Below are 22,057 nucleotides of genomic sequence, written 5' to 3'. Positions count from 1 at the left end.
AGAGCTTCGGGGAATTAAACCCTGAGAGATTAATAAAAACCCTACAAGAAAGCCTGAAATAAGCTATTCTGAGCTGTTAACAATAGTGCTTTTATACCATCAATCACCTTGTAAAAACTTTAAATATTTTTATATGTCCTATCTACAATTATATAAATCAGACTTTGTAACTCTTCCATCATATACTCGTTTTATAGCTCTAAAACCAAGAGTTCTGAGTTATTTAGTTTTATTACTTGAATGGTATATGCAGGCAGCTCAATCTACGGGAGTTTCTTATATTGACGCCACATCTTTAGAGGTTTGTCATCGAAAAAGAATCTCTCGTAATAAAGTCTTTGCCGGTATTGCTGCTTTGGGTAAAACAACAAAAAGTTGGTTTTTTGGTCTAAAATTACATTTGGTTATTAACGAAAAAGGTGAGATTCAAGGTCTAAAACTAACGCCTGGTAATGTAGATGATAGAGCGCCGGTTTCGATAATCACCAAACATATCACGGGATTATTGTTTGGCGATAAGGGTTATATCAAACAGGAGCTCTTTGATGATCTATACAGCAAAGGAATCAAGTTAGTAACTGGCATAAAGAAGAAAATGAAGAATAAACTTATGCCATTATTGGAAAAAATATTATTACGCAAACGCTCAATTATCGAAACAGTATTTAGTGTGCTGAAGGGTGCTTTCGAGATCGAACATACAAGACATAGATCAATTTGGAATGCCTTTGTACATATCTTATCCGCCCTAATTGCATACTGTATGAAACCTAACAAACCTGCTATATCTCAAAATTAGCTAATCCAGAATTCAGGTAATAAGTCTGATATTGCTTTTATTCTATATTTAGAGGTTTTGTGAAGACTGATTACCCTATCTCTTAAATCCTGACTGTATGCTTTCATCTCTACCGTAGTTAAAATCATTATCTTACATTATTCTAAGGAATAATTCTAGTCGCGTTAGCTATAGATGCATCAGGAAATAGGAAATATAACAGAGATTTATGGTTATGTGTTTCTGGTCAACAAAAAGATAAAATTAGTGGTAAAGAAGTATATGAATACTATAGACAAAGGTTTGATGAATAAGTTAATCACCCTGCATTGTAAATGCAGGGCTTAAGATTACGGCATAAATGCCTTAGCTATAGCTAGTTTTCAACTTGAAAGTTTCCAAACTTATCATCTCTCGATTCATGTTTATCAATATAATCCTTAATCATTTTGTCAGTCACATTGCCTGTGGTTCTGACAAAATATCCAACAGCCCATAAGTGTTTACCCCAATACTGTTGCCGTAATTCTGGAAATTCATGCTGAATCTTCCTTGCACTCTTTCCTTTTAGATACTGTACCCCCTTACTAATACTTTGATAAGATGGCACAGATACATAGATATGTACGTGATTTGAAGCTATCTTCCCTCTTAATATCTCTACACCATTATTCTTACAGATCTCTTGGATTAGGTCCTTGACTCTCCTACCAATATCACCAACCAATATATTATAGCGATATTTAGTCACCCATACTATATGATAAGTGCAATCGTAAACTGTGTGGCTTAGCTTCTTGTAATACTGCATCTCTTCATTCTATATGTTAAAACGACGCACTGCAAGTGCGGGGTTTTTCTCCCAAATTTGGGACAATAAATTTTGTTATTACTAAAAAAGTATAAAAAAATTGGAATACATTTCTCCTTATGGAAAGGATTTTGTCAAAACTTCAGTTTAACACTTATTGCATAGGCGCTGTTTCATCAATTGTGTAAATTTCGTGAGCCATTAAATCCTACCATCAAATTTGATCATAAAATGAGCCATAGCTTCATTCCAATTGGGGATAGGCATAGACCATTTTTTGGTAATATAATCAATTGTCAGATATAAAACCTTAAATACTGCGTCATCATTTGGAAAGATGCGTTTATTCTTAGTAACTTTTTTCAATTGGCTATTCAGCGATTCTATCGCATTTGTAGTGTAAATAATCTTACGAATCTCCTTTGGATATTGCAAGAAAATTATCAAATTATCCCAATTATTATACCAAGATTTAGCTATATGCGGATATTGCTTACTCCATTTTTGATCAAATGACTCAAGAGCTAATTCTGCTTCTTTTTCAGTAGCAGAAGTATAGATTAGTTTCAAATCCGCTGCTAATTGCTTTCTATCTTTATATGATACATATTTGAGGCTATTCCTGATCTGATGGACAATACAGATTTGATGTTCAGTTTTCGGATATACTGATGCAATAGCATCAGACATACCAGTTAGATTATCACTACAAGCAATTAAGATATCTTTTACTCCTCGATTCTTCATTTCAGTAAAATTACCAAGCCAAAATTTAGCTCCTTCATTCTCACTTATCCATAAGCCTAAAATATCCTTTCTGCCAGATAAATCTATTCCTAAAGCTACATATACTGATTTATTAATAATAAGTTTATCTTGTCTTACTTTCACTACTAAACAGTCAAAATATACTATAGGGTATACTGATTCAAGAGGTCTACTCTGCCAAATCTTGACCTCATCTATTACTTCATCTGTAATCCTGCTGATTAGGCTCTCACTGATCTCAGCTCCATATAATTCTTGCAATTGTGTTTTAATATCAGACACACTCATACCCTTCGCATATAAGGATATTATCTTTTGGTCTAAGCCATCTATTCTTGTTTGTTTCTTTGAGACTATTATAGGTTCAAATTTACCTTGTCTGTCTCTTGGAACATTTATCTCTATAGTACCATTCTCACTAATCAGATTCTTACTAAAACTACCATTCCTCGCATTCTCAGTTTCAGCTCTATCATACTTGCTATAACCTAAATGTTCTGACATCTCAGCATGCAGTGCTCGTTCTAAAATACCCTTGGTTAATTCCTTAAATGATGCTCCTCGCAGCAGAGCTACGAGGTATCTAAAAAAGTTTTAGTTGTTTCTTATGATATCACGAAGCAGAGCTTCGGGGAATTAAACCCTGAGAGATTAATCCATTCTGACTTAGTACTGTTTTTAAATCTACTCCGCCTTCTATCAGCAAATCTATTGCTTCATTTATTTTTTTATTCTTCTCTATTTGCATTTCTGTTACCTATATTTTTAATTACTTCTAATATAGGCTCAACAAAAATTTACACAATCATTGCAAAAGACTCATTGCATATTTTGAAGCTAACTGACCAAGTGTCGACTCCTCTTTTATTAATCTCTCAGGGTTTAATTCCCCGAAGCTCTGCTTCGTGATATCATAAGAAACAACTAAAACTTTTTTAGATACCTCGTAGCTCTGCTGCGAGGAGCATCATTTCTAATACTATCCCCGTTTTTTCTGAAGCACTGAAAATTTTTACTTTATTTTTCTTCATCTTTCCTCCTAAGTTTATTGCTATTTATTCTAACCTATTGCGGAAACACACTCCTTCATTTTTTGGTCCAATTTTTTCATGTATGGACCTCCTGTAGAATGCAAGAAAAAAATAACATCAATAATAAAAACAAACAAATGCAGTCATGTATCCGGCTTATAGCTGATAAATCAACCTAATTTATTCTACAGCCCTGATGGAATTCGCTGGCTTACAAACTATATACTTATCAGTCCATCGGCTTCTAAAAGAGCCACTGAAAAACGCAGTTTTTTTGTAAGCTAAGGTTTGTCTTATTTACCATCAATATTAATTATCTCAAGCATATTTCGGGTTGGAATCTCTTACATATTGTTTTGCTTTTACCTATTCATTATATAAATCACCATTTATTTTACTTATAAGTGCTATGCTACACACTCTTTAGCTACAAACTTTACTCTCTACATAATCATCTCCTGATCTTAGTACAGCAAACACCACTCTTGCCAACTTATTAGCTATGGCAACTGTCGTTTTATTATGGCTACTTCGCTCAGATAAATTAAACATCCATTTCGTAAATTGGCTAAAATCTTTTTTAGATTTCTGTTCTTCCGATGTAAATCTTATCTTGGCATTTAGTACAGCTCTAGCCCCTTGAATTAATAAAGTGCGTAAGTATACATCACCTCGCTTGCTAATTCCCAGCAGCTTATCCTTCCCACCACTTGAATGTTGTCTTGGCACTAATCCTAGCCATGCCGATAATTGCCTGCCATTCTCAAAACTTGTAGCATTACCTATTGATGCTATTAAAGCAGTAGCAGTAATTAAACCAAGACCAGGTATAGCTCTTAATCGTTGATATTGAGTTAGGTTACTTGCTATCATTGTTAATCGTTTTTCTATCTCTTTTATTTTTCTGTTATTATCTAAGAATTCTTCTTTTAGTTCACTAAATGTTTGATAACTTAACTGGCTTAATTTCCCTGCATCTAAAATCTCAATTAATTTTGTGATAACCTTATTAATGCCTTGAGGAACAATAAAACCAAACTCATGTAGTAGCCCCCTAATTTCATTAGCAAGTGCTGTACGATTTTTTACCAATCTCTCTCTTACCCTATGTATTGATAAAATTTCTTGTTGCTCTATAGTTTTAATTGCAACAAATCTCATATTAGGTCTTGTCACGGCTTCACATATCGCTTCAGCATCTGCTTGATCATTTTTATTAGTTTTAACATATGGTTTGACAAATTGCGGTGCCATTAGTTTTACTTCATGCCCTAATTTAGTTATTTCTCTTGCCCAATAACTAGAACCACCACAAGCTTCCATCCCTACTAAACATTGTGGTAAATTAGCCATAAATGTCAAAACCTGATCTCTCATCAATTTTTTCTTTAATACTGTCTTGCCATTTTTATCTACACCATGAATTTGAAAAATTCTTTTTGCAATATCTATACCAATTGTAGTAACCTCCATATGGACCTCCTTAATTGTTGTTTTAATATGTTAAATATTAACCCTAGAAGATTAGCAACTGCTTTTCATTCTCTATATCAGGAGGTCCATACCATTAGTCCATTATAGTACTAGTTTTTAATTTATCTTTTCCAGCTAAACATTTTACTAGATTATTAACAGCTTGTTGCTCATCTGTACTTTGAATTTTCATGAAATTTCTTGAAACTTCAATACACATACGTTGATGTTGAGTATGCACAGGTTGTGGCTTATTTGCCTCTTCTAATCCTTCAAAGAAATAATCAATGTTTCTATCTAATGCTTCAGCAATTAATACAAGTCTTCCTACGGAAATTCTATTAATCGCTCTTTCATATTTTTGTAATTGCTGATGGGTAACGTCAATTACTTCTGCAAGTTGTTGACGAGATAATCCTTTTGCTAGCCTTAAGGAATAGATTTTCTTTCCTATAAAACTATCGATTTTTTGTATTATATCATTTTTTCTAGCCATTCTATTCTCCTTGGTTATTTTATATATTTATAATTATTTCAATATACAATTATTAGTGGAAATAATAACGCATTTCAATATCATATACAACTAAAAAATAACATTTTTTAAGTTTTTTGTAATTTTTTAGTAAATGATGCTCCTCGCAGCAGAGCTACGAGGTATCTAAAAAAGTTTTAGTTGTTTCTTATGATATCACGAAGCAGAGCTTCGGGGAATTAAACCCTGAGAGATTAATTGCTCCGTTAGAGCATTCCGGTTATATTGATAAGCAATTATTTAATCAGTGGGTAGGTGAGCTATTATGCCCATCACTAAAACCTGGACAATGTGATTGACTAACGAATATTAGAATTACCCTCAACGAACATTAAAATTACCTATAAAAAAGAAGTAACTATGGACAGTAAAATCGAATAAAAATTTATTTTTAAATATTTAAATATTATTCGAGAATTACTGATGACATGTACAAAGAACCAAGTAGGTATTTTAATGCAAAAGATCAAAAAATATAATCAGATAATTTCTGCTGCAAAAGCAGGTATGAGTGTAAAAACGGCACGTAAGTATTTACGTATTAATAAGTATCCAAGCGAATTACGCACAATACGTAAATATAGGACACGTAAGGATCCATTTGTGAAGCACTGGGATGAAATAGAATCAATGCTAGAATCAGCACCGGAGTTGCAAGCAACTACCATATTAGCATATTTGACAGAAAAGTATCATGGGAATTATAATGGGAAGCAATTACGCTGTTTGCAGAAAAGGTTGAAACAATGGAGAGCTGCACATGGTAAGGATAAGACAGTAATCTTTTTACAAAATATTCTTCCTGGCAAACAGAGTCAGTCTGATTGGACCAATATGAATCAATTGGGTATTTGTATTGGTGGGCAACCATATCCTCACTTACTCAGGAGTTTCGCACTTAGCAAAGTTGCGAATCAGTTAAAAGCCATCTGATATTGTTTTGAATTGATGTTTTTATAACTTCCCAAGTTTGTTGATATAAAGTAATGTTGAGTCTTTTGCAATGATTGTGTAAATTTTTGTTGAGCCTATATTAGAAGTAATTAAAAATATAGGTAACAGAAATGCAAATAGAGAAGAATAAAAAAATAAATGAAGCAATAGATTTGCTGATAGAAGGCGGAGTAGATTTAAAAACAGTACTAAGTCAGAATGGATTAATTAAGGAATTAACCAAGGGTATTTTAGAGCGAGCACTGCATGCTGAGATGTCAGAACATTTAGGTTATAGCAAGTATGATAGAGCTGAAACTGAGAATGCGAGGAATGGTAGTTTTAGTAAGAATCTGATTAGTGAGAATGGTACTATAGAGCTAAATGTTCCAAGAGACAGACAAGGTAAATTTGAACCTATAATAGTCTCAAAGAAACAAACAAGAATAGATGGCTTAGACCAAAAGATAATATCCTTATATGCGAAGGGTATGAGTGTGTCTGATATTAAAACACAATTGCAAGAATTATATGGAGCTGAGATCAGTGAGAGCCTAATCAGCAGGATTACAGATGAAGTAATAGATGAGGTCAAGATTTGGCAGAGTAGACCTCTTGAATCAGTATACCCTATAGTATATTTTGACTGTTTAGTAGTGAAAGTAAGACAAGATAAACTTATTATTAATAAATCAGTATATGTAGCTTTAGGAATAGATTTATCTGGCAGAAAGGATATTTTAGGCTTATGGATAAGTGAGAATGAAGGAGCTAAATTTTGGCTTGGTAATTTTACTGAAATGAAGAATCGAGGAGTAAAAGATATCTTAATTGCTTGTAGTGATAATCTAACTGGTATGTCTGATGCTATTGCATCAGTATATCCGAAAACTGAACATCAAATTTGTATTGTCCATCAGATCAGGAATAGCCTCAAATATGTATCATATAAAGATAGAAAGCAATTAGCAGCGGATTTGAAACTAATCTATACTTCTGCTACTGAAAAAGAAGCAGAATTAGCTCTTGAGTCATTTGATCAAAAATGGAGTAAGCAATATCCGCATATAGCTAAATCTTGGTATAATAATTGGGATAATTTGATAATTTTCTTGCAATATCCAAAGGAGATTCGTAAGATTATTTACACTACAAATGCGATAGAATCGCTGAATAGCCAATTGAGAAAAGTTACTAAGAATAAACGCATCTTTCCAAATGATGACGCAGTATTTAAAGTTTTATATCTGACAATTGATTATATTACCAAAAAATGGTCTATGCCTATCCCCAATTGGAATGAAGCTATGGCTCATTTTATGATCAAATTTGATGGTAGAATTTAATGGTTCACGAAATTTACACAATTGATGAGACAGAGCCGTAATGTTTTCATTTATCCTCCTTTTATTCATATCAAGCCAGGCAAATACTGCAAGGCAAATATGATTTCTTTGAGCTCGGCCCGTGCGTGCCTGACAGCGTTCAATACCACAAGTTTGTTTTAATTCTCGATGATAAACCTCTATAGACCAACGTGCCTTAACAATTTTCTCTATTTGCTCACGTGTGGGATTTTCCAAGTTCGTTGTTATGTAATCAATGCGACCATTCTTTGCCACAAACTTAAATACCGTAACCCAACCGTATCCATGTAGGTGAATTTTTAGCCCCTCATCGGGTATCTCTAAACTTTCCAAGCTAACATTATGATTAACTTTTCTATTTTTCCTTAGGGTGGTAACCCATAGCCAGCCTAAATTACGTATATGTTTTAAATTCTCCAACCCGCTATACCAAGCATCCATGACTATGGCATCAGGATTGAGACCTCTTTCTTTAGCTAAAGTAAGCATATCACAAAAATGCTCATTCTTTGTTTTACCATCAGTGTCTTTATCATATATTCTATAATCTACGGGAGTAGATTGAGCAATTTTAGTATTGTAATGTAGTAAGTTTACCATTCCTATACCAGGTATAACATCATGTACAGCTCCAGAATATTGATAACGTACAAGCTCAATCTTCTGACTGTATTGCTTTGATAATAAGGTGTCATCCCCCACTAATAAACACGGTGCTTCCCAATCTATATATTTTGACACTTCCTTATAGATTTCGCTAGGACGAAAATCCTTACTCTTTAACCATCGACTTGCACTATCGTGAGATAGATCTACTGGACTCACTTCAGATAATGCCTTGCTAGTATATCTGACACTACTTGCTTGTAAAAATGATTTATATAAGTCCTTGCTACATTTTGTTCTTGTCATTTTTATCTAAAACTATTTTTCTCTAGATTAACATACTTTTTGCTAAGTGCGAAACTCCTGTTACTATTTCATTTTATGTTGTCTTATTCATGTTGGAAAACTTTTAGCATATGCCATAGTGAAAGTTTTGATACATTAGCATCAGGGTTTGAAAAAGCTGTATGGGAGTTAGGTGGAGTTTTACCAGAGCATCGTACAGATAATTTAAGTGCAGCTACCAAGCAATGTGGTAATAGTAGACAATTTAGAGAAAGATGGCAAGAATTGCTTGGTTATTACAATGTTGCACCATCGCGAAATAATCCAGGCGTCAGTCATGAAAATGGTTCTGTTGAAAAAAGTCATGATACATTTAAGCAAGCAGTGAATCAACATCTGCTATTACGTGGATCACGTAATTTTGTTGATTTAAAAGCTTATGAATTATTCCTTACATAAATTAAAGAAAAGCGAAATAGCTGTAGAAAAGAAAAATTAGCTGAAGAATTGGCTCTGTCTCATCAATTGTGTAAATTGCGTGAACCATTAAATTCTACCATCAAATTTGATCATAAAATGAGCCATAGCTTCATTCCAATTGGGGATAGGCATAGACCATTTTTTGGTAATATAATCAATTGTCAGATATAAAACTTTAAATACTGCGTCATCATTTGGCAAGATGCGTTTATTCTTAGTAACTTTTCTCAATTGGCTATTCAGCGATTCTATCGCATTTGTAGTGTAAATAATCTTACGAATCTCCTTTGGATATTGCAAGAAAATTATCAAATTATCCCAATTATTATACCAAGATTTAGCTATATGCGGATATTGCTTACTCCATTTTTGATCAAATGACTCAAGAGCTAATTCTGCTTCTTTTTCAGTAGCAGAAGTATAGATTAGTTTCAAATCCGCTGCTAATTGCTTTCTATCTTTATATGATACATATTTGAGGCTATTCCTGATCTGATGGACAATACAAATTTGATGTTCAGTTTTCGGATATACTGATGCAATAGCATCAGACATACCAGTTAGATTATCACTACAAGCAATTAAGATATCTTTTACTCCCCGATTCTTCATTTCAGTAAAATTACCAAGCCAAAATTTAGCTCCTTCATTCTCACTTATCCATAAGCCTAAAATATCCTTTCTGCCAGATAAATCTATTCCTAAAGCTACATATACTGATTTATTAATAATAAGTTTATCTTGTCTTACTTTCACTACTAAACAGTCAAAATATACTATAGGGTATACTGATTCAAGAGGTCTACTCTGCCAAATCTTGACCTCATCTATTACTTCATCTGTAATCCTGCTGATTAGGCTCTCACTGATCTCAGCTCCATATAATTCTTGCAATTGTGTTTTAATATCAGACACACTCATACCCTTCGCATATAAGGATATTATCTTTTGGTCTAAGCCATCTATTCTTGTTTGTTTCTTTGAGACTATTATAGGTTCAAATTTACCTTGTCTGTCTCTTGGAACATTTATCTCTATAGTACCATTCTCACTAATCAGATTCTTACTAAAACTACCATTCCTCGCATTCTCAGTTTCAGCTCTATCATACTTGCTATAACCTAAATGTTCTGACATCTCAGCATGCAGTGCTCGCTCTAAAATACCCTTGGTTAATTCCTTAATTAATCCATTCTGACTTAGTACTGTTTTTAAATCTACTCCGCCTTCTATCAGCAAATCTATTGCTTCATTTATTTTTTTATTCTTCTCTATTTGCATTTCTGTTCCCTATATTTTTAATTACTTCTAATATAGGCTCAACAAAAATTTACACAATCATTGCAAAAGACTCGAAGAATTAGTTCATTTAAAAGAGTTACCAATCAGGAAATGGAATGCACCTACAATATTATCAGTACGTGTTAATCCAAGCAGTACAGTTAGTATTTTATCTGTAGCTTATTCTGTGCCTAGTCGCTTAATAGGTTATACTTTAAAAGGTAAATTCCAGTATTAATTAAGCCAGATTTATATTTTCTTCCCATACCTCATTGGGTGTTTTATAACCGAGCACTTTTCTTGGTAAATTATTTAAAAAATCCTCAATTTCTTGTAATTGCTTTATTGTTAATTTTTTTATATCTAAAGATTTAGAGTATACTCTGTGCACCATTGAGTTAATCTTCTCTATCAATGGTTTTTGCCATGGAGCATAAGGATTGCAAAAATATACTTTTCGTTCAGATTTTGGCAATAGTTGTTCATGATTGGTAAATTCTTTGCCATTATCTAACGTTATGCTTTTGATTATATGCGACAATTGTTTAAGTTTTTTATTCATGTTACCAATCACATCTTGTGTTCTTTTTGAACGGTTTAAAGTGAGAAACACTTTTTGTGTTCTGATATCCACAAGAGCGCCTATATTACGACTTTGATTACCTTTGTTAAAAGTTAAATCACCTTCTAAATGACCTATTGCTGCTATCTTTCTATTTATCTCTGGTCTTTCAGTAATGGAAACTCGATTTGGTATTGTAATTCTTTTGTTTCTGATTCTTGTACCATGATGCAACCTATTTTTCCTTTTTCTTGCTAAAGATAAATATAATTTTTGCCTTTGTGCTATAGGAGATGTATAAATAAACTGGTATATACTCTCTGTAGAAATATTGACAGTATCTCGTGATAGTTTACGTCTACCTGAAATTATATCTGGTGAAATACCCTGTGTTAACTGCTTTATTATTTCTGCTCGTAAATTATTATCAATATCTAATTTTCTTTTTCTCTTACCTTGCCTTAAACTGCAAGCAAGTGTGTTAGCCCTATCTGGTCTATAATTATGCCTCATTCTCTTGAGTTCATAACATATAGTGCTTTTATCACGGCCAATCTTTGTCCCTATATAGCTAACACGGAAATGTTTCTACCACAGATTAGGAAAAACTTAGGCATTGATCAATAATTTTACGTAAACAGTTTTTAAAGTTAGTCCAGCAATGTTTAATAGGATTTAGATCTGGTGAATATGTGACAAAAACTATGGTAAAAACCTTTCCGCGTTAGCTATATATCGCGAGCTATAACCACTCTTATTCATTTCGTATATTTTAAATCTTTCATCTATCGTTAAATGAGCCATGATATATCTATATTTAAATTATGCTCCTCGCAGCAGAGCTACGAGGTATCTAAAAAAGTTTTAGTTGTTTCTTATGATATCACGAAGCAGAGCTTCGGGGAATTAAACCCTGAGAGATTAAAAATTGATTATATCTGGCTTAATTAATTATAGAACTTTCCTACTATAACATGGTAAATTAAAGTAACCCTTATATTTATGCGGTAAGTAGTATAAATAATAGTTTTTAAAGTCCTTGCAAGGCGATAGATAAAAATATATGACTATTGTCATCAATGCTGCAAGACTTAATTTTCCTATTCTATGCCTTTGCTGATTTGTTGATAATAGACGGTGTTCTATCCATTCTTCATATATTTTACAAAAATTATCTACTAAATAATATACAGTTATGATACATCTTTTCATGTTGAGTTACTGATCTTTTATTAAAAAAATCTATCATAACTCAACATTAATCTCCTTTAAACCCTTTATCTATAAGCTTTCTATCTATCCCTTATCCTAAATTAGCGTTCTTAGTAACTTTTTTCAATTGGCTATTCAGCGATTCTATCGCATTTGTAGTGTAAATAATCTTACGAATCTCCTTTGGATATTGCAAGACAATTATCAAATTATCCCAATTATTATACCACTGAAGTTTTGACAAAAAATTTTTATTAAAAAAAGTGGCGAGTGTATCAATCTATAATTTGTATTATATATCAAATAATTTACTTTAAATTGTAGAAATATCGCTTTTAAGCTGATAAAAGCACTAAATATTTAACCGCATAGCGAAAATCTAGGGAGCTTGCTCCCTAGATGGATAGCGTTATAATATAAGCGTTGGCATATTATAATTTAGTAGAATGGAATTGAGGCGTAATAGTCATCATGTTTTTAGAATAATGTATCACTTTGTGTGGATACCAAAATCAACTAAACGCAATGGATAAAATTGAAAAAGAAACAAAGCAGTTTAACCTGTTTTGAAACTCGGTCGCTTGCGGCCGAGTTCTTCATCTTTAAATATAAATTTTTACTTCAGTCAGAAAAATTAGAATTTTTGTCAAAACTTCAGTAATACATTATTTTTATTAAATGTAAGATCAAATGTCAACTAATACAGCTTAAGTTACTCTAATTATATGATTACTTTTCATCAATCCTTTTCTTAACTATGTTATAATTCTTCATTAGATAATTAAATTCTGCACCATAAATAAATATCATATTAATAATATAGAAAAATATTAGTGTAACTATTATACTACCAAGAGATCCATACATGAAATTTAGCTGGTTATAATAAACTATATAAGTTGACAGTAAGTAACCGCTTATTACCCATAATATTACTGTTAATAAAGCTCCTGGAAATACATCTATAAAGTTTAGTTTTACATTAGGTAGTATATAGTATAAAGAGGAGGCTCCTAGAAATAGTAAAACTAAGATTAAAACATATCTTATAAAATTTAAAATATTTTTATATTGTCCTATAGTTTCTAATAATACTGGAATTTTTGTAAAAACTATTGGAATAAATACTAAAAGAAACATAGTGAAAGTAATTAAAATACTAATTACAAGGAATTGTAAAATACTAAGTAATCGTCTTCTTATATAAGGGGGAGGGGACTTAATCTCATATACACGATTTAGAATAGTTCTTAAGCATTCTACAAAGGAAGAAGCGGTCCAAACACTACCTACAACAGCAAGATTCATTAAACTCTGCGGCGGTACACTTAATAATTCTTTTATTCTTTTTTCGATCGATTCCGTTGCTCGCTCTGGCATACTTTCTAAAAAAATTTGTATAAAATTTTGCCCAAGTTCTGAAGCCCCTAAAAAGCTTGTTAGAGCTAGTAAAAATACTAAGAATGGAAAAATAGATAAAAGTACCATGAATGACATATATCCGGAATGTTCGACTCCATCATGCTCTATTGTTTTAAATAATGCAACATAAAGACAATTAAATATTTTTTTCATTAAAATTAATTTCCCAAATTAGTTAAAATATTACTTGTATAAAAAAAGATTAGAAATATTGCAATAGAAATTAAATTTATCATTGCATTTATTTTATATTTTTCTATAATACCCCAGAACTTTATTTTTTTTATTAGGTTACAATCTTATAAAGATTTAAATCTAAAAAAACACATTTTACTTTATATATAATACTTCTATTACAAATTTAATATAATAATTTAGTATATTAATCTCTCAGGGTTTAATTCCCCGAAGCTCTGCTTCGTGATATCATAAGAAACAACTAAAACTTTTTTAGATACCTCGTAGCTCTGCTGCGAGGAGCATCATTATATAAATTAAATTGGTCTTTAACTGAAGTTGATAGTGGACTAATGGTATGGACCTCCTGATATAGAGAATGAAAAGCAGTTGCTAATCTTCTAGGGTTAATATTTAACATATTAAAACAACAATTAAGGAGGTCCATATGGAGGTTACTACAATTGGTATAGATATTGCAAAAAGAATTTTTCAAATTCATGGTGTAGATAAAAATGGCAAGACAGTATTAAAGAAAAAATTGATGAGAGATCAGGTTTTGACATTTATGGCTAATTTACCACAATGTTTAGTAGGGATGGAAGCTTGTGGTGGTTCTAGTTATTGGGCAAGAGAAATAACTAAATTAGGGCATGAAGTAAAACTAATGGCACCGCAATTTGTCAAACCATATGTTAAAACTAATAAAAATGATCAAGCAGATGCTGAAGCGATATGTGAAGCCGTGACAAGACCTAATATGAGATTTGTTGCAATTAAAACTATAGAGCAACAAGAAATTTTATCAATACATAGGGTAAGAGAGAGATTGGTAAAAAATCGTACAGCACTTGCTAATGAAATTAGGGGGCTACTACATGAGTTTGGTTTTATTGTTCCTCAAGGCATTAATAAGGTTATCACAAAATTAATTGAGATTTTAGATGCAGGGAAATTAAGCCAGTTAAGTTATCAAACATTTAGTGAACTAAAAGAAGAATTCTTAGATAATAACAGAAAAATAAAAGAGATAGAAAAACGATTAACAATGATAGCAAGTAACCTAACTCAATATCAACGATTAAGAGCTATACCTGGTCTTGGTTTAATTACTGCTACTGCTTTAATAGCATCAATAGGTAATGCTACAAGTTTTGAGAATGGCAGGCAATTATCGGCATGGCTAGGATTAGTGCCAAGACAACATTCAAGTGGTGGGAAGGATAAGCTGCTGGGAATTAGCAAGCGAGGTGATGTATACTTACGCACTTTATTAATTCAAGGGGCTAGAGCTGTACTAAATGCCAAGATAAGATTTACATCGGAAGAACAGAAATCTAAAAAAGATTTTAGCCAATTTACGAAATGGATGTTTAATTTATCTGAGCGAAGTAGCCATAATAAAACGACAGTTGCCATAGCTAATAAGTTGGCAAGAGTGGTGTTTGCTGTACTAAGATCAGGAGATGATTATGTAGAGAGTAAAGTTTGTAGCTAAAGAGTGTGTAGCATAGCACTTATAAGTAAAATAAATGGTGATTTATATAATGAATAGGTAAAAGCAAAACAATATGTAAGAGATTCCAACCCGAAATATGCTTGAGATAATTAATATTGATGGTAAATAAGACAAACCTTAGCTTACAAAAAAACTGCGTTTTTCAGTGGCTCTTTTAGAAGCCGATGGACTGATAAGTATATAGTTTGTAAGCCAGCGAATTCCATCAGGGCTGTAGAATAAATTAGGTTGATTTATCAGCTATAAGCCGGATACATGACTGCATTTGTTTGTTTTTATTATTGATGTTATTTTTTTCTTGCATTCTACAGGAGGTCCATACATGAAAAATCAAGACAAAAAAATGAGTAGTATGTTTTCCTAATTTTTCGATTATCAGGCAGCAATTTGCTGATAATTTTGCATATAATTCAGATATACATTCATAGGCTTTTTATAACCAATACTTGAATGAAATCTGTGATAATTATATTTATTCAGATAATGATCAATCTCCTCTTTTAACTCTTTAACATTGTTAAAATCATTAATCTCTCAGGGTTTAATTCCCCGAAGCTCTGCTTCGTGATATACTACTTGAATGGAAGAAAGCAGTTATATACATAAGAGTCATAATGTCACAGTACTAATATATCATTTAGTAACGCCGGCAAAGTATAGAAGAGTAATATTCAATCAACTGAATTTTTGTCAAAACTTCAGATAAAGATCACGTACATTTTTTATTACAGTCAATACCAATGTACTGAAGTTTTGACAAAAATTCTAATTTTTCTGACTAAAGTAAAAATTTATATTTAAAGTTAAATATTTAGTGCTTTTATCAGCTTAAAAGCGATATTTCTACAATTTAAAGTAAATTATTTGATATATAATACAAATTATAGATTGATACACTCGCCACTTTTTTTAATAAAAATTTTTTGTCAAAACTTCAGAATGTATAGCCCAACAAAAATAACTCAAATCATAAAAAGTATTACTTCTAAGAAAATGTTTGAGAAATATCCAAATCTTAAAACCTGAATTCTGGATTAATCTAGGTTTGGAAGTAAGTATTTACAAGGGATAGAAGATACTCTATATAATTTTTAGCAAAAAAACAAGAGTATCCCCATGAAGAAAGATATTACTGCATTATTTTGTTTTGTCGATGATTTTTGTAAAATTAGCGAGCAGTGGATTAATAAATCATTTCTACCATTAATTAATAAAAACCCTACAAGAAAGCCTGAAATAAGCTATTCTGAGCTGTTAACAATAGTGCTTTTATACCATCAATCACCTTGTAAAAACTTTAAATATTTTTATATGTCCTATCTACAATTATATAAATCAGACTTTGTAACTCTTCCATCATATACTCGTTTTATAGCTCTAAAACCAAGAGTTCTGAGTTATTTAGTTTTATTACTTGAATGGTATATGCAGGCAGCTCAATCTACGGGAGTTTCTTATATTGACGCCACATCTTTAGAGGTTTGTCATCGAAAAAGAATCTCTCGTAATAAAGTCTTTGCCGGTATTGCTGCTTTGGGTAAAACAACAAAAAGTTGGTTTTTTGGTCTAAAATTACATTTGGTTATTAACGAAAAAGGTGAGATTCAAGGTCTAAAACTAACGCCTGGTAATGTAGATGATAGAGCGCCGGTTTCGATAATCACCAAACATATCACGGGATTATTGTTTGGCGATAAGGGTTATATCAAACAGGAGCTCTTTGATGATCTATACAGCAAAGGAATCAAGTTAGTAACTGGCATAAAGAAGAAAATGAAGAATAAACTTATGCCATTATTTGAAAAAATATTATTACGCAAACGCTCAATTATCGAAACAGTATTTAGTGTGCTGAAGGGTGCTTTCGAGATCGAACATACAAGACATAGATCAATTTGGAATGCCTTTGTACATATCTTATCCGCCCTAATTGCATACTGTATGAAACCTAACAAACCTGCTATATCTCAAAATTAGCTAATCCAGAATTCAGGTTAGAAGCAAAGCTTAGTTTAAAACTTAAGCAAATTATTAAAAAATTCGATTATTTTGAAATATTGATAATTGATGATATATCATATGTACCATATAATCGTGAAGAAACTGATGTTTTATTTACCTTATTAGCTGAACGTTATGAAATGCGTAGTGTATTAATTACTAGCAATTTAGTTTTTGCAAAATGGAATACTATTTTTAAAGATGAAATGACTACGTCAGCAGTTATTGACAGATTGGTTCACCATTCTTCAATTCTTGAACTCAATACTGAAAGTTATAGAATCGCTACAGCTAAAGGCAAAAAATTAACTATAAAATCGGAGGATAATAATGTAACACTTTAGACAATATTTTTTACTCAAAAATGGGTAATTTTAATATTTGTCATGGGTAATTCTAATGTTCGTTCATCAGCTATAATCTCTGCTTTATGATTAAATGTAATTTAAATCCCATAAACCAACCATAACTACTCATCCCAACTTTGGCAATTTTACCAAAAACTCTATTACTAGAAGTGCGCTTAGCATGACAAATAGATAGTTTTGTTGAATCAATAAAATATATTCCTGTATCTTCACCTCGTAGTAATTGCAACATTATTGACAATGGCAATATTAACCTTGGCCATAATTGTACTATTCTACTATAACATGGTAAATTAAAGTAACCCTTATATTTATGCGGTAAGTAGTATAAATAATAGTTTTAAGTCCTTGCAAGGCGATAGATAAAAATATATGACTATTGTCATCAATTCTGCAAGACTTAATTTTCCTATTCTATGCCTTTGCTGATTTGTTGATAATAGACGGTGTTCTATCCATTCTTCATATATTTTACAAACATTATCTACTAAATAATATACAGTTATGATACATCTTTTCATGTTGAGTTACTGATCTTTTATTAAAAAAATCTATCATAACTCAACATTAATCTCCTTTAAACCCTTTCTCTATAAGCTTTCTATCTATCCCTTATCCTAAATTAGCGTTATCAATCTATAATTTGTATTATATATCAAATAATTTACTTTAAATTGTAGAAATATCGCTTTTAAGCTGATAAAAGCACTAAATATTTAACTTTAAATATAAATTTTTACTTTAGTCAGAAAAATTAGAATTTTTGTCAAAACTTCAGTTAAAACTAATATAACAAAACTTGACAAAAGCCTTACTTAAGTCTAATTTATACTCATGGGAAATTCATATAATATATCATTTAGTAACGCCGGCAAAGTATAGAAGAGTAATATTCAATCAAGAACTAGATGATTATTTGTGTAAAATTTGTGAGCACATAGAAGATCGTTATGAAATTAGATTTTTAGAAATAGGAGTAGATGAAGATCACGTACATTTTTTATTACAGTCAATACCAATGTATAGCCCAACAAAAATAACTCAAATCATAAAAAGTATTACTTACTAAGAAAATGTTTGAGAAATATCCAAATCTTAAAGAAAAATTATGGGGAAGTGAGTTTTGGAGTAAAGGATATTTTATGAGCACAGTAGGTAAACATGGTGATGAGCAGAAATTACGTAATTATGTACAGAATCAAGGTTCAGGCAAACCTTCTTATAAAGCATTTCAACAAAAACAGTTAAAGCTTTTTGGATAGATACCTCGTAGCTCTGCTGCGAGGAGCATCATTCAAGACCATTAGCTATTTAAATATCTTTTGATATATTGTATGAGTACAATATAAAATCTCATCAAGTGATAACATTAGACATAAAACACACTACCTTATTAGAAGAATTAAGCCAAATAGCAATAGAGCTTAATAAACCTAAGAGCTTACTTAAATTCTTTAACAAAACTAACCTTAAAAGTGGAATTTATTTATTTGGTCCGGTTGGCACAGGGAAAACTATGTTGATGAATTCTTTTTTTGAAAAGCTTAACGTGCCAAAAATAATTATTCATTATCAAAATTTTATGCAGGATATTCACAAAACAATGCATAAATTACAACTGGAAAATCAAAAAGATATCGTCCCCAAAATTGCTAAAGATTATGCTAAAAAAACTAGAGTATTTGGGATAGATGAATTTGAAATTAAAGATATAACCGATGCAATGATAATCGGTAGATTATTTGATGAGCTAATAAAACAAAATGTTTTCATTTTCATAACTTCTAACACCCAGCCTAATAATTTATATAAGGATGGGCTGCAAAGAAATTCATTTGTGCCGTTTATCGATAAAATAAATAACGAATTTTACATTAAATATCTTGATAACCACCATGACTACAGATTTGATAAAGCTTTAAATGTTAAAGGCGATAGGATTATTTATCCTCTAACACCTAAAAATCAAGATAAGTTCCAAAAAATTATTGCAGATATTAGTGATAATAATTTTATTCCGCAAGCTATTGAAGTTTTAGGCAGAGAAATATCCTTGCAAAAAGTTCATAAAAGAATATTAATCACTGATTTTAATGAATTATTTACAAGAAATCTTAGCTATATTGATTATGTCAATATTTGCCAGAAATTTAATATTATTATTGTACAGAATATGCAAATTATTCCACCTGATAATACTAATTTAGCAGTCAGGTTTATCAACTTTATTGATAACGCTTATTTTTATAAAATTCTACTCTTTATGAGTTTAGAAGATAACCCTAATAAAATATATCAGGGGTCAGCAAGAGCCGAAGAATTCAAACGTACCGTCTCAAGACTAAACGAAATGAATAGCGAGGCTTACTTATTACTGAAGTTTTGACAAAAATTCTAATTTTTCTGACTAAAGTAAAAATTTATATTTAAAGTTAAATATTTAGTGCTTTTATCAGCTTAAAAGCGATATTTCTACAATTTAAAGTAAATTATTTGATATATAATACAAATTATAGATTGATACACTCGCCACTTTTTTTAATAAAAGATCAGTAACTCAACATGACAAGATGTATCATAACTGTATATTATTTAGTAGATAATTTTTGTAAAATATATGAAGAATGGATAGAACACCGTCTATTATCAACAAATCAGCAAAGGCATAGAATAGGAAAATTAAGTCTTGCAGAATTGATGACAATAGTCATATATTTTTATCTCTCGCCTTGCAAGGACTTTAAAAACTATTATTTACCTGAATTCTGGATTAATCTAGGTTTGGAAGTAAGTATTTACAAGGGACAGAAGATACTCTATATAATTTTTAGCAAAAAAACAAGAGTATCCCCATGAAGAAAGATATTACTGCATTATTTTGTTTTGTCGATGATTTTTGTAAAATTAGCGAGCAGTGGAATGATGCTCCTCGCAGCAGAGCTACGAGGTATCTATCCAAAAAGCTTTAACTGTTTTTGTTGAAATGCTTTATAACCTGAATTCTGGATTAATCTAGGTTTGGAAGTAAGTATTTACAAGGGATAGAAGATACTCTATATAATTTTTAGCAAAAAAACAAGAGTATCCCCATGAAGAAAGATATTACTGCATTATTTTGTTTTGTCGATGATTTTTGTAAAATTAGCGAGCAGTGGATTAATAAATCATTTCTACCATTAATGGTAAATTCCAGTATTAATTAAGCCAGATTTATATTTTCTTCCCATACCTCATTGGGTGTTTTATAACCGAGCACTTTTCTTGGTAAATTATTTAAAAAATCCTCAATTTCTTGTAATTGCTTTATTGTTAATTTTTTTATATCTAAAGATTTAGAGTATACTCTGTGCACCATTGAGTTAATCTTCTCTATCAATGGTTTTTGCCATGGAGAATAAGGATTGCAAAAATATACTTTTCGTTCAGATTTTGGCAATAGTTGTTCATGATTGGTAAATTCTTTGCCATTATCTAACGTTATGCTTTTGATTATATGCGACAATTGTTTAAGTTTTTTATTCATGTTACCAATCACATCTTGTGTTCTTTTTGAACGGTTTAAAGTGAGAAACACTTTTTGTGTTCTGATATCCACAAGAGCGCCTATATTACGACTTTGATTACCTTTGTTAAAAGTTAAATCACCTTCTAAATGACCTATTGCTGCTATCTTTCTATTTATCTCTGGTCTTTCAGTAATGGAAACTCGATTTGGTATTGTAATTCTTTTGTTTCTGATTCTTGTACCATGATGCAACCTATTTTTCCTTTTTCTTGCTAAAGATAAATATAATTTTTGCCTTTGTGCTATAGGAGATGTATAAATAAACTGGTATATACTCTCTGTAGAAATATTGACAGTATCTCGTGATAGTTTACGTCTACCTGAAATTATATCTGGTGAAATACCCTGTGTTAACTGCTTTATTATTTCGTCCCTCCGCCAAAACTCTAAAAAATATCACTTGTGTCACTAATTTCCAAAAATAGTGCGATTTTAGAGCAAATTACTCTAATTTTGAGGGCTGATTTTAAATTTTTGTATTAAAAACCACACTATTTCCCAAAATGCATTCATTTTTTTATTGTCATTTTTTTGTATTTCCATAAGCTTTTGATATAAAACCTTTCATTTTCTTATGGATTTTACTATGCATTTTTGCCTTAAAACCCTATTGCCTATAAGGCTTTTAGAGTTTTGGCGGACGGACTATTTCTGCTCGTAAATTATTATCAATATCTAATTTTCTTTTTCTCTTACCTTGCCTTAAACTGCAAGCAAGTGTGTTAGCCCTATCTGGTCTATAATTATGCCTCATTCTCTTGAGTTCATAACATATAGTGCTTTTATCACGGCCAATCTTTGTCCCTATATATCGCGAGCTATAACCACTCTTATTCATTTCGTATATTTTAAATCTTTCATCTATCGTTAAATGAGCCATGAT

The 22,057-nt window shown here is 31.2% G+C and carries 16 protein-coding genes and 12 pseudogenes; 12 read left to right on the top strand and 16 right to left on the bottom strand.

Annotated features, from left to right (window positions below):
• Window positions 1-31 precede the first annotated feature (31 nt).
• A pseudogene (locus AAHI98_RS12560) lies at window positions 32-799 on the top strand (IS982 family transposase); the annotation flags it as partial.
• Here the strand turns inward: AAHI98_RS12560 and AAHI98_RS12555 are convergent.
• The 6 genes and pseudogenes from AAHI98_RS12555 to AAHI98_RS12530 all read right to left on the bottom strand — a co-directional run bounded on the left by AAHI98_RS12555 (window position 796) and on the right by AAHI98_RS12530 (window position 5,357).
• Window positions 796-927, bottom strand: coding sequence for a hypothetical protein (locus tag AAHI98_RS12555; protein WP_342226007.1), 132 nt, complete (start codon window positions 925-927; stop codon window positions 796-798). The pseudogene AAHI98_RS12560 and the gene AAHI98_RS12555 sit on opposite strands and share 4 nt — an antisense overlap.
• 227 nt (window positions 928-1,154) lie before the next feature.
• A complete protein-coding gene (tnpA, locus tag AAHI98_RS12550; protein WP_342226006.1) occupies window positions 1,155-1,589 on the bottom strand; it encodes an IS200/IS605 family transposase in 435 nt (144 codons plus the stop codon).
• 201 nt (window positions 1,590-1,790) lie between these two features.
• A pseudogene (locus tag AAHI98_RS12545) lies at window positions 1,791-2,906 on the bottom strand (IS256 family transposase); the annotation flags it as partial.
• A gap of 64 nt (window positions 2,907-2,970) precedes the next feature.
• On the bottom strand, window positions 2,971-3,105 hold the full coding sequence (locus AAHI98_RS12540) for a hypothetical protein (RefSeq protein WP_342224770.1): 135 nt from the start codon (window positions 3,103-3,105) through the stop codon (window positions 2,971-2,973).
• A gap of 706 nt (window positions 3,106-3,811) precedes the next feature.
• Window positions 3,812-4,861: an IS110 family RNA-guided transposase gene (locus tag AAHI98_RS12535; RefSeq protein ID WP_342224642.1), complete on the bottom strand. Its 1,050-nt coding sequence runs from the start codon at window positions 4,859-4,861 to the stop codon at window positions 3,812-3,814.
• A 94-nt stretch (window positions 4,862-4,955) separates the two neighbouring features.
• Entirely contained in the window at window positions 4,956-5,357 is a 402-nt protein-coding gene (locus tag AAHI98_RS12530; protein WP_342226005.1) for a helix-turn-helix domain-containing protein, read from the bottom strand.
• 462 nt (window positions 5,358-5,819) lie between these two features.
• Here AAHI98_RS12530 and AAHI98_RS12520 point away from each other — a divergent pair, with 462 nt between their 5' ends.
• Together AAHI98_RS12520 and AAHI98_RS12515 are read left to right on the top strand one after the other, a co-directional pair.
• On the top strand, window positions 5,820-6,329 hold the full coding sequence (locus AAHI98_RS12520) for a hypothetical protein (protein WP_342226004.1): 510 nt from the start codon (window positions 5,820-5,822) through the stop codon (window positions 6,327-6,329).
• Between the two features lie 131 nt (window positions 6,330-6,460).
• A complete protein-coding gene (locus AAHI98_RS12515; protein ID WP_342224662.1) occupies window positions 6,461-7,675 on the top strand; it encodes an IS256 family transposase in 1,215 nt (404 codons plus the stop codon).
• 36 nt (window positions 7,676-7,711) lie between these two features.
• Here the strand turns inward: AAHI98_RS12515 and AAHI98_RS12510 are convergent.
• A pseudogene (locus AAHI98_RS12510) lies at window positions 7,712-8,608 on the bottom strand (IS701 family transposase); the annotation flags it as partial.
• Between the two features lie 39 nt (window positions 8,609-8,647).
• On the opposite strand from AAHI98_RS12510, the gene AAHI98_RS12505 reads away from it, so the two are divergent.
• Complete coding sequence (locus AAHI98_RS12505) at window positions 8,648-9,046, top strand: hypothetical protein (protein WP_342226002.1); 399 nt, start codon at window positions 8,648-8,650, stop codon at window positions 9,044-9,046.
• Window positions 9,047-9,133: 87 nt separating this feature from the next.
• On the opposite strand, the gene AAHI98_RS12500 is transcribed toward AAHI98_RS12505, so the two are convergent.
• From AAHI98_RS12500 to AAHI98_RS12480, 5 genes and pseudogenes are all read right to left on the bottom strand, one after another.
• Window positions 9,134-10,348, bottom strand: a complete 1,215-nt coding sequence (locus AAHI98_RS12500) for an IS256 family transposase (RefSeq protein ID WP_342226001.1) — start codon at window positions 10,346-10,348, stop codon at window positions 9,134-9,136.
• Window positions 10,349-10,586: 238 nt separating this feature from the next.
• Window positions 10,587-11,480, bottom strand: a pseudogene (locus AAHI98_RS12495) (IS30 family transposase); the annotation flags it as partial.
• Window positions 11,481-11,873: 393 nt separating this feature from the next.
• Window positions 11,874-12,122, bottom strand: a pseudogene (locus tag AAHI98_RS12490) (IS982 family transposase); the annotation flags it as partial.
• Between the two features lie 106 nt (window positions 12,123-12,228).
• Window positions 12,229-12,351, bottom strand: a pseudogene (locus tag AAHI98_RS12485) (transposase); the annotation flags it as partial.
• A 500-nt stretch (window positions 12,352-12,851) separates the two neighbouring features.
• Window positions 12,852-13,697 (bottom strand): YihY/virulence factor BrkB family protein, encoded by an 846-nt coding sequence (locus tag AAHI98_RS12480; RefSeq protein ID WP_342226000.1) that lies wholly within the window; start codon window positions 13,695-13,697, stop codon window positions 12,852-12,854.
• 472 nt (window positions 13,698-14,169) lie between these two features.
• On the opposite strand from AAHI98_RS12480, the gene AAHI98_RS12475 reads away from it, so the two are divergent.
• Entirely contained in the window at window positions 14,170-15,219 is a 1,050-nt protein-coding gene (locus tag AAHI98_RS12475) for an IS110 family RNA-guided transposase (RefSeq protein ID WP_342224642.1), read from the top strand.
• A gap of 396 nt (window positions 15,220-15,615) precedes the next feature.
• Here the strand turns inward: AAHI98_RS12475 and AAHI98_RS18245 are convergent, their stop codons facing one another.
• Window positions 15,616-15,771 carry an IS3 family transposase gene (locus AAHI98_RS18245; RefSeq protein WP_410526257.1) on the bottom strand — a complete coding sequence of 52 codons (156 nt, stop codon included), beginning with the start codon at window positions 15,769-15,771 and terminating at the stop codon, window positions 15,616-15,618.
• Between the two features lie 49 nt (window positions 15,772-15,820).
• Here AAHI98_RS18245 and AAHI98_RS18240 point away from each other — a divergent pair.
• From AAHI98_RS18240 to AAHI98_RS12460, 3 genes and pseudogenes are all read left to right on the top strand, one after another.
• A pseudogene (locus tag AAHI98_RS18240) lies at window positions 15,821-15,913 on the top strand (IS200/IS605 family transposase); the annotation flags it as partial.
• 443 nt (window positions 15,914-16,356) lie between these two features.
• Window positions 16,357-17,217: an IS982 family transposase gene (locus AAHI98_RS12465; RefSeq protein ID WP_342225178.1), complete on the top strand. Its 861-nt coding sequence runs from the start codon at window positions 16,357-16,359 to the stop codon at window positions 17,215-17,217.
• Entirely contained in the window at window positions 17,205-17,585 is a 381-nt protein-coding gene (locus AAHI98_RS12460) for an ATP-binding protein (RefSeq protein WP_342226210.1), read from the top strand. The genes AAHI98_RS12465 and AAHI98_RS12460 overlap by 13 nt, the downstream gene beginning before the upstream one ends.
• A 76-nt stretch (window positions 17,586-17,661) precedes the next feature.
• On the opposite strand, the pseudogene AAHI98_RS12455 reads toward AAHI98_RS12460, so the two are convergent.
• Window positions 17,662-18,130 (bottom strand): annotated as a pseudogene (locus AAHI98_RS12455) (transposase); the annotation flags it as partial.
• Between the two features lie 320 nt (window positions 18,131-18,450).
• Between AAHI98_RS12455 and tnpA (AAHI98_RS12450) the strand changes: the two are divergent.
• The 4 genes and pseudogenes from tnpA (AAHI98_RS12450) to AAHI98_RS18745 form a co-directional block, all read left to right on the top strand.
• Window positions 18,451-18,871, top strand: a pseudogene (gene tnpA, locus AAHI98_RS12450) (IS200/IS605 family transposase).
• 83 nt (window positions 18,872-18,954) lie between these two features.
• A complete protein-coding gene (zapE, locus tag AAHI98_RS12445; protein WP_342226209.1) occupies window positions 18,955-19,995 on the top strand; it encodes a cell division protein ZapE in 1,041 nt (346 codons plus the stop codon).
• A gap of 176 nt (window positions 19,996-20,171) precedes the next feature.
• Window positions 20,172-20,366 (top strand): annotated as a pseudogene (locus AAHI98_RS18235) (IS982 family transposase); the annotation flags it as partial.
• Between the two features lie 332 nt (window positions 20,367-20,698).
• Window positions 20,699-20,791, top strand: a pseudogene (locus AAHI98_RS18745) (IS982 family transposase); the annotation flags it as partial.
• Between the two features lie 17 nt (window positions 20,792-20,808).
• Here AAHI98_RS18745 and AAHI98_RS12440 read toward each other — a convergent pair.
• Both AAHI98_RS12440 and AAHI98_RS12435 read right to left on the bottom strand, forming a co-directional pair.
• Window positions 20,809-21,549: pseudogene (locus tag AAHI98_RS12440) on the bottom strand (IS30 family transposase); the annotation flags it as partial.
• Window positions 21,550-21,799: 250 nt separating this feature from the next.
• Window positions 21,800-22,054, bottom strand: coding sequence for a helix-turn-helix domain-containing protein (locus AAHI98_RS12435; protein WP_342225999.1), 255 nt, complete (start codon window positions 22,052-22,054; stop codon window positions 21,800-21,802).
• Between the last annotated feature and the right edge of the window lie 3 nt (window positions 22,055-22,057).

Origin of the sequence: Rickettsia endosymbiont of Urophora cardui (genome assembly GCF_964030725.1) — a bacterium.
Classification (GTDB): Bacteria; Pseudomonadota; Alphaproteobacteria; order Rickettsiales; family Rickettsiaceae; genus Rickettsia.
This window is presented reverse-complemented; position numbering and strand designations above follow the sequence as displayed.